Origin of the sequence: Phaeobacter italicus (genome assembly GCF_001258055.1) — a bacterium.
GTDB classification, from domain to species: domain Bacteria; phylum Pseudomonadota; class Alphaproteobacteria; order Rhodobacterales; family Rhodobacteraceae; genus Phaeobacter; species Phaeobacter italicus.
In genome coordinates this window covers 86,750-93,777 of sequence record NZ_CVRM01000003.1, presented here as the reverse complement: position 1 = coordinate 93,777, position 7,028 = coordinate 86,750, and the positions used below count along the sequence as shown (strand labels likewise).

At 58.7% G+C, this 7,028-nt stretch carries 9 protein-coding genes and 1 tRNA gene; 2 read left to right on the top strand and 8 right to left on the bottom strand.

Features of this window, described 5'->3' with window-relative positions:
• From NIT7645_RS01545 to NIT7645_RS01535, 3 genes are all read right to left on the bottom strand, one after another.
• Positions 1-995: cache domain-containing protein (locus NIT7645_RS01545; RefSeq protein WP_131724137.1), on the bottom strand; the 995-nt coding region annotated here is incomplete at its 3' end.
• A 327-nt stretch (positions 996-1,322) separates the two neighbouring features.
• On the bottom strand, positions 1,323-2,219 hold the full coding sequence (gene rpoH, locus NIT7645_RS01540) for an RNA polymerase sigma factor RpoH (RefSeq protein ID WP_050685812.1): 897 nt from the start codon (positions 2,217-2,219) through the stop codon (positions 1,323-1,325).
• 212 nt (positions 2,220-2,431) lie between these two features.
• Positions 2,432-3,466, bottom strand: a complete 1,035-nt coding sequence (locus tag NIT7645_RS01535; RefSeq protein ID WP_008563103.1) for an RluA family pseudouridine synthase — start codon at positions 3,464-3,466, stop codon at positions 2,432-2,434.
• Between NIT7645_RS01535 and NIT7645_RS01530 the strand changes: the two genes are divergently transcribed.
• Complete coding sequence (locus NIT7645_RS01530; protein WP_008560363.1) at positions 3,465-3,779, top strand: DUF6476 family protein; 315 nt, start codon at positions 3,465-3,467, stop codon at positions 3,777-3,779. The genes NIT7645_RS01535 and NIT7645_RS01530 overlap by 2 nt on opposite strands.
• Positions 3,780-3,955: 176 nt before the next feature.
• Here NIT7645_RS01530 and NIT7645_RS01525 read toward each other — a convergent pair.
• A tRNA-His gene (locus NIT7645_RS01525) sits at positions 3,956-4,032 on the bottom strand.
• Between the two features lie 215 nt (positions 4,033-4,247).
• Here NIT7645_RS01525 and NIT7645_RS01520 point away from each other — a divergent pair.
• On the top strand, positions 4,248-4,436 hold the full coding sequence (locus tag NIT7645_RS01520) for a DUF6324 family protein (RefSeq protein WP_008561108.1): 189 nt from the start codon (positions 4,248-4,250) through the stop codon (positions 4,434-4,436).
• Between the two features lie 78 nt (positions 4,437-4,514).
• Here NIT7645_RS01520 and NIT7645_RS01515 read toward each other — a convergent pair whose 3' ends face one another.
• The 4 genes from NIT7645_RS01515 to NIT7645_RS01500 form a co-directional block, all read right to left on the bottom strand.
• Positions 4,515-4,970 carry an MmcB family DNA repair protein gene (locus NIT7645_RS01515; RefSeq protein ID WP_037302499.1) on the bottom strand — a complete coding sequence of 152 codons (456 nt, stop codon included), beginning with the start codon at positions 4,968-4,970 and terminating at the stop codon, positions 4,515-4,517.
• Positions 4,971-5,472: 502 nt separating this feature from the next.
• On the bottom strand, positions 5,473-5,802 hold the full coding sequence (locus tag NIT7645_RS01510) for a hypothetical protein (RefSeq protein WP_008560399.1): 330 nt from the start codon (positions 5,800-5,802) through the stop codon (positions 5,473-5,475).
• Between the two features lie 185 nt (positions 5,803-5,987).
• Positions 5,988-6,479, bottom strand: coding sequence for a transcription antitermination factor NusB (nusB, locus tag NIT7645_RS01505; protein WP_046212036.1), 492 nt, complete (start codon positions 6,477-6,479; stop codon positions 5,988-5,990).
• The gene (locus tag NIT7645_RS01500) at positions 6,476-7,027 is read right to left on the bottom strand and encodes a 6,7-dimethyl-8-ribityllumazine synthase (protein WP_008559544.1); all 552 of its coding nucleotides are present in this window, start codon (positions 7,025-7,027) and stop codon (positions 6,476-6,478) included. Before NIT7645_RS01500 ends, nusB begins: the two co-directional genes overlap by 4 nt.
• Position 7,028 lies beyond the last annotated feature (1 nt).

Here is a 7,028-nt window from a genome sequence, read left to right as displayed (position 1 = left end):
GTGTCGATCACCTGCGTCACCGTCGCGCTGAGCGTCTCTGCGGTCGAGTTGAAATCACGCTGCAACTGCGCGTAATCCTCTGGCAGGGTTTCATTGATGCGCACGGTCAGATCACCGCTGGAAAGCGCGGCCAGACGGCTGGAAATTACCTGAACAACATCCGCGCGCTCACTGTCGCGTGCCTGCTGTTGGCGTTTCAGCTCTGCCTGCTCGGCGAGGGATTCACGGAAGGATTCCAGCGTGCGCGCCATTTCACCCAGCTCACTGCGTGAGCCGGTAAAGGGTACTTCGCTGTCGGTGTCGCCCTCAGCCATGTCCTGCATCCGCGCCTTCATGCCGTTGATCGGACCCGTCACGCTGCGCATCAGGACGGTAGAGGCAATCATCAAGAGGATCAGGCTCACACCAAGGGTGATCGCCGATTCGATCTGCATCTGCCAGAGGTCCGACTGAATATCCGAGACATAGGAGCCGGTGCCGATGATCCAACCCCAGGGTTCAAACAGCTGAACATAGCCCAGCTTTTCTTCTGGTGTGGTCTGGTTGGGTTTTTGGAACCAATAGGTCACAGCGCCTGCACCGTTCTGCGTGGCGACTTTACCCAGTTCCTGAAAAACCTTCATCCCTTTTACATCTTCAAAGCCAGACCGGTCCGTACCGACCCAATCAGGCACCATCGGATGGGCCCGCACTGTGAGATCGCGGTCAAACGCAAAGAGATAGCCGGCACTGTCAAACCGCACCCGCTCAATCAGGGCGCGCCCTTCGACACGGGCCTCATCTGCTGTCAGCTCGTTTGCCTGAACGCGGGCTTCGAGATCCGCAAGCAGGCTGATAGAGCTGTCGATGACATTGTGAAGTTCCTTTTCGCGCATCTGATAGGCGTTATCGACGGCGCGCGACAAAAGCAGAACTGTCAGAACAACCGACAGGGCAAGCGCCATCGCCACCACAGCGTAGATGCGGATCGGAAGACGAAAAAAGAATGAAGGCATCGTTTCCTTGGTCCTTTGGGGAAATCTGGGTTCCCCGACACTAGGAGGCGGCAAGCTAACAAACGGTTAGGGCAGCGTCGCGGGACAGGGCCTGAGGGTAAGAATTCGTGCGCAATCTGCGCGCATTCTTAACAGTCTCTGACCGATCCGCCGAACCCGGTTGCAGGCAGAGGCCAGCCGCACAATCACAAGATGCACCCCTGCTATGCAAAGCGATTCTCCCGCCCTGATATCCGACCACCCCTGCCCCCCAGCCGAAACAAAATGGCCCCCGCAAAGCGGAGGCCATTTCGGGTAAAACCAGCAGTCAGATCGCGGGAGAAACGATCAGCTTGCAGGCAACATTCCCTTTTGCGCGGCAAGCTCGCGCATCTTTTTCTGCAGCTTTTCGAACGCGCGGACCTCGATCTGGCGGATCCGTTCCCGGCTGACGCCATATTGGGTGCTCAGATCCTCCAGCGTCTTGGCCTGATCCGCCAGACGGCGCTGGGTCAGGATGTCCTTTTCGCGGTCATTGAGCACCTCAAGCGCGCTGGCCAACAGTTCGCGGCGGGCTTCCAGCTCGTCGCGGGCCTCATAGTCACCGGCCTGGTCGGCGTCTTCGTCCTCCAGCCAGTCCTGCCACTGCATCGCGCCCTCACCTTCGGTGCCGACGGTTGCATTAAGCGAGGCATCACCACCGGACATGCGGCGGTTCATGGAAATCACTTCATCCTCGGTCACGCCAAGGTCAGTTGCGATCTTCTTGACGCTGTCAGGGTGCAGATCACCCTCTTCCAGCGCGCCGATCCGGGCCTTGGCCTTGCGCAGGTTGAAAAACAATTTCTTCTGCGCAGAGGTCGTACCCAGTTTGACCAGCGACCAGGACCGCAGGATGTATTCCTGGATGGAGGCACGGATCCACCACATCGCATATGTCGCCAGACGAAAGCCTTTTTCCGGGTCAAAGCGTTTGACCGCCTGCATCAGGCCCACGTTGGCCTCAGAAATCACTTCGGCCTGCGGCAGGCCGTAACCTCGGTATCCCATCGCAATCTTGGCCGCGAGGCGCAGGTGAGAGGTCACCATCTTATGGGCAGAATTTGCGTCCTGCTCTTCGACCCAGCGCTTGGCCAGCATGTATTCTTCTTCGGGCTCCAGCAAAGGAAACTTGCGGATTTCCCGAAGGTAGCGGTTCAGCCCGCCTTCTGGTGTCGGTGCGGGCAGGTTTGCATAATTTGCCATCTCGGTGTCCCTCCCAATGTATAAGGACTTAACATCAACTCATATGGGTTAACGCATAGACCCGTTCAAGAGTTGCTTCTGAAATGTCTTATATGAATCGCATGAAAACAGGTCTGTGACCAAGTTCACAACCGGCCGAAAAAGAAAAAAGCCGCGCCAGGGGCGCGACCTCTTTGATTTCGAACACTTTTCTTGCAGCGCCGTTGAGCAGATCAGCTCACTGGTAACGCAAGCGTGTCCAAAAGCGTGGCCATATCCTGCGGCAAAGGAGCCTCAAACCGCATGTCTTCGCCGCTGACCGGGTGCACAAACCCCAAGACAGCCGCATGGAGCGCCTGACGAGGAAAGCCCTGCACCGCTGCGGCCGCTTGTGTGGACAGCGCCTTGGCGGCCAGTTTGCGTTTGCCGCCATAAACCGGATCCCCGACAAGCCCGTGACCTGCATGGGCCATATGCACACGGATCTGATGGGTGCGGCCGGTTTCCAGCCAGCATTCGATCAGCGCAACAACCGGTGGCGTGCCAAAGCTGTCGACGATACGGGCCCGGGTGATTGCATGGCGCCCCCCCTGAAACAGCACGGCCTGCTTTTGTCGGTCGGTCTTGTGACGCGCCAGCTGGGTGGTCAGCTTGAGGATATTGCCCGGCTCAAAGCTCGCCCCCTTGACCCCGCGCAGGCGGGGGTCGTTGCCATCAGGCACACCGTAGCAGACCGCGCGGTAGTACCGCTCTACCGTGTGCTTTTCGAACTGCGCGGCAAGCCCCTGATGGGCCGCGTCGGATTTGGCAACCACAAGAAGGCCGCTGGTTTCCTTGTCGATTCGGTGCACGATGCCGGGCCGTTTGACCCCGCCCACACCCGACAGGTTATCGCCGCAGTGATGCAGCAACGCGTTGACCAACGTCCCAGAGGGTGTTCCCGGCGCAGGGTGAACCACCATGCCTGCCGGTTTGTTGATGACGATCAGGTCATCATCCTCAAAGATCACTTCCAGCGGGATATCTTCGGGGCCAATATGGCTATCCTCCGCCTCTTCCACGGTGATCGAGATCGTCGCGCCTTCCTCGACCCGCGCCTTGGCATCGGTCACGATCTTGCCGTCCACTTCCAACTGTCCGGCTTCGATCAAGCGCGCAAGACGGGTGCGCGACAGGGTGGCTTCCTCTGGCACATCACGCGAAACCGCTTTATCAAGCCGTTTAGGCGGGTTTTCCGCGATGACAAACTCGATCCGGCGGCTGGCCATGACACATCCCTCTGAGACAGATCTTCAAACTGAACCACCGCAGCTGAAATTCCTGCGGCGGATGGTGACCACGCTGACCGTGATCATGATTTGCGGGTTCTTAGTGGTTCTGGCCCTGCTTGTCATCCGTTTGTCGTCATCCGGCCCGACACTGCCCACATCCATCACGCTCCCCGATGGTATGACAGCGCGTGCCGTGACCTTTGGCGAAGGTTGGGTGGCGGTGGTGACAGATCAGGATGAGATCGTGATCCTCAACAACCTCAGCGGCGCCATAGAGCAGAGAGTAAAGATCGAACCGGTTGGCGAATAAGCCCCGTTCGGCTCCCACCGCATCAGATTTGGCGCAATATTATCGGTGAACTATAACGCAGGTCGGGTGAACGGCCCGTCAGCTGTCTGCTATCAGCGGCAGCCCAACAAGACATGACAAAACGGAAAGAACCAAGCGGTTCGATGGTCAAGCCGGATTTGATTTTGTGTGAAGAGTGGTACCACCTCCCCGGCTCGAACGGGGGACCTCCTGATCCACAATCAGGCGCTCTAACCAACTGAGCTAAGGCGGCACTGAGGGCGATTTAATACAGCAGCATGGGGAGCGCAAGAGGGAAGCTGCAAGTTTTTTACGTTATCCACCAAGAGTTTTTCACGCCCCGCAAAAGTCGCGCACAGGCCATTTTGCAGGGCTCCGAAACCGGGGCTCTGACAACGGATGCTTGCCTTTGTGGCCTTTGCAGGCTAGCAGATCCAGTCAACGCAAGCACCACCACAGGAGTGCCGCATGGGCATTAACACCGAGCGCGATATCGAAGCCAACATGCAGATCGGTCCGACCGACGCTGGTATGGTCCGGATCTTCATCGAAGCCGATGGACTCGAAATTCCGATGGATTTCGACCCCGAAGAGGCAAATGAAATCGCCGAAGAGATCCTCGCAGCGGCACAGGCGGCAAGCGCCCTGTCCAAGTGATCCTGCAGACCACATGATCTTCTGGCTGGCGCTCGGGCGCCGGCCTTGCCCTGCCCAGACTTGCCCTGCTCGGAAACCTCAGCTGAGCCAGGCACCATCTAGACCGGGCTGAGGGTCGCGCAGACGGTTCAGCCGGATCGCCGCATCCATCGCGAACTTCTGTATCAGTTTCTTTCGACGTGCGGCGGGCAGCTTGTCCTCTGGCGACATGCGAATAATCTCAGCATCATAGTCATCCGCGATGATCAGGCCGGTCTCATCAGGCAGGAGTTCCGTCGGGAACGCCATGTCCACGGCCCAGAAATACCGGTCGCACCACTCCAGATAGCCCTGCCATTTGCTGTCGGACTGAAAGTCGGCGCGGCTGGATTTGCATTCGATCACCCACAGCTCTCCCTTGGGGCCAAGCGCCATCACATCCACGCGCATGCCGCGGGCGGGGATGAATTCCTCTACCGTTGCAAAACCAAGCGCGGTCATATGCCGAGACACACCACGGGCGAGCCGCTGTCCGGGAGTCAAATCCTGAGCCATGATTTGAATGTGAACAATTAGGGAACAGATTTCAAGATCACGCAGGGGGCAAACCAGCTGAAGAGTATCAAATTTCGCCGGTCGCAGAAAACCAGCCCCCTGCCCCTTGTCTCCACCCGGTCTGCCGCCTAGTTAGAGCGGAGGCGGGTTCTGCCCTTCTCGTTACCGGCAGCATTCCGGTGGCCTTAAGCAATTCCGAGGGAGCTGGCTCTGTCTGGGTCCTGGCCTAGTTACCTGGCGCCCACCTGTATATACAGGTCCTCGGGAATCAAAGCCGAACGGTTGACTGGTGGTCCCGCCGCTTTCCACCCACATCCATGTTGTTTGCTGCGTTATTTGCGTTGCCTCCGGGCCAATCCGCGCGGTCCATTTGGCGGCCCGTCTGCAACATGCCTGCAGGGGCCACCTGCCTGACCAAACCGTGCTGAACCGCAAAGAAAAAACCGCGCCACGGGGACGCGGTTTGATACCTTGCGATGCGACCAAGAAATGAAATCGCGCCTCAGCGGCGGTGAACCTGACGGTTGCTGCGCTGTGCAGGCACGCGAACCGGAACAAGATCACGCTGAAGATCCGGGGTGATGCGCATTCCGCCGCGCGGTTCGTCATCCTTGCCCGCCAGCGACATCACCGCGTAGCCAAACTGCACCCCGGCAAACACGATCCCGTTCATGAACCAAAGAATGCCAACTGCCAGGATACCGCTGTCAGAGGTGCTAACCAGGTGCCACAGATTCATCACGTTGAACCACAGTAGTAGCGCCACAAAGACACCGGCAATCGCAAATCCCAGTGCCACGTTCTTGATGTAGAGTTTTACCAGTTTCGGCATGACGTGCCCTCCTGTCTTGATAAGGAGGTTAGCACCAAGTTTGCCGCCGTCCAGCGCCAATCGGCAAACCGGCGGAATTTGACGCATGCCTTTTTTGCCCCCTGTTCCAACGAAAACCACGAACGAAAAAGGCGCGTCGCGGATCTCTCCGCACGCGCCCCTTCAAATTCAGGTTTGGTCCGTGTTCAGAATGCTTCTGGCTTGGCTTCCCGTGCCATGTGATCCAGCACTGCATTCACGAACTTGGGCTCTTTGCCTTCGGGAAAGAAGGCCCGCGCGATGTCAACGAATTCATTGATCACGACCTTCGGCGGGGTCTTGCTCTCGGTCAGTTCGGCACCGGCGGCACGGAACAGCGCGCGCAGCGTCGGGTCGATCCGGCCAATTGGCCATTTCGCGACCAGCGCACGGTCGGTCATCTGGTCGATGCGGGCCTGATGGCTTACGGCATCTTCGACCAGCTTGCGGAACACCTTGCTGTCCCCTTCGGCCATTTCACCGTCTTCGTAGACCGCGCCGAACCGGAAGTCTTCGAATTCAACGATGACCTTGTCGAGGGTCAGGTTGCTGTGTTCCATCTGAAACAGCGCCTGCACGGCATAAAGCCGGGACGCCGATCTCATCTTGTGTTTGTCATTGCCCTTGGGCGCAGCGCCCTGGCTGTCCGAGGTGGTCATGCTGTCGTGGGTCCATTGTCTGAATCGGCCAGTTTGATGGCCTCGGAAGGCGCCTTGAAGCCGACTCCCTTGCTTTGGGCGCCCCACTTACGCGTCAGCGCGATCAGATGCAAGGCCGCAGCCGCAGCGCCGCCCCCCTTGTTCTGGTCGTTCACATCCGCGCGGACCTCAGCCTGCTTGCGGTTTTCCACCGTCAGGATGCCATTGCCAATGCACAGACCCTGCAGCCCCATCAGCTGAATGGCACGACTGGAGTCGTTGCAGACGGTGTCGTAATGGGTGGTTTCGCCCCGGATGACACAACCAAGCGCCACATAGCCATCAAAATTCGAGCTACGGTCCGCGATGGCGATTGCGGTCGGAACCTCCAGCGCGCCTGGCACTTCGATCATCTCGCAGGTGCCCCCCGCGGCCTCGATTTCGGCCTGCGCGCCCGCCACGAGATTGTCAGCGATATCCTTGTAGTACGGCGCCACGACAATCAGCAGCTTTACCGGCTTGTCGAACTCCGGGCGGGGCAGCGTGTAGTGGGTTTCATGTCCAGCCATA

Bases quoted from the DNA above. Each gene is read 5' to 3' on its own strand.
- NIT7645_RS01535 (WP_008563103.1), bottom strand. From the start codon at position 3,466: ATGGCCAGCCGCCGGATCGAGTTTGTCATCGCGGAAAACCCGCCTAAA.
- NIT7645_RS01510 (WP_008560399.1), bottom strand. From the start codon at position 5,802: ATGCCGAAACTGGTAAAACTCTACATCAAGAACGTGGCACTGGGATTT.
- NIT7645_RS01530 (WP_008560363.1), top strand. From the start codon at position 3,465: ATGACACATCCCTCTGAGACAGATCTTCAAACTGAACCACCGCAGCTG.
- NIT7645_RS01520 (WP_008561108.1), top strand. From the start codon at position 4,248: ATGGGCATTAACACCGAGCGCGATATCGAAGCCAACATGCAGATCGGT.
- nusB (WP_046212036.1), bottom strand. From the start codon at position 6,479: ATGACCACCTCGGACAGCCAGGGCGCTGCGCCCAAGGGCAATGACAAA.
- rpoH (WP_050685812.1), bottom strand. From the start codon at position 2,219: ATGGCAAATTATGCAAACCTGCCCGCACCGACACCAGAAGGCGGGCTG.
- NIT7645_RS01515 (WP_037302499.1), bottom strand. From the start codon at position 4,970: ATGGCTCAGGATTTGACTCCCGGACAGCGGCTCGCCCGTGGTGTGTCT.
- NIT7645_RS01500 (WP_008559544.1), bottom strand. From the start codon at position 7,027: ATGGCTGGACATGAAACCCACTACACGCTGCCCCGCCCGGAGTTCGAC.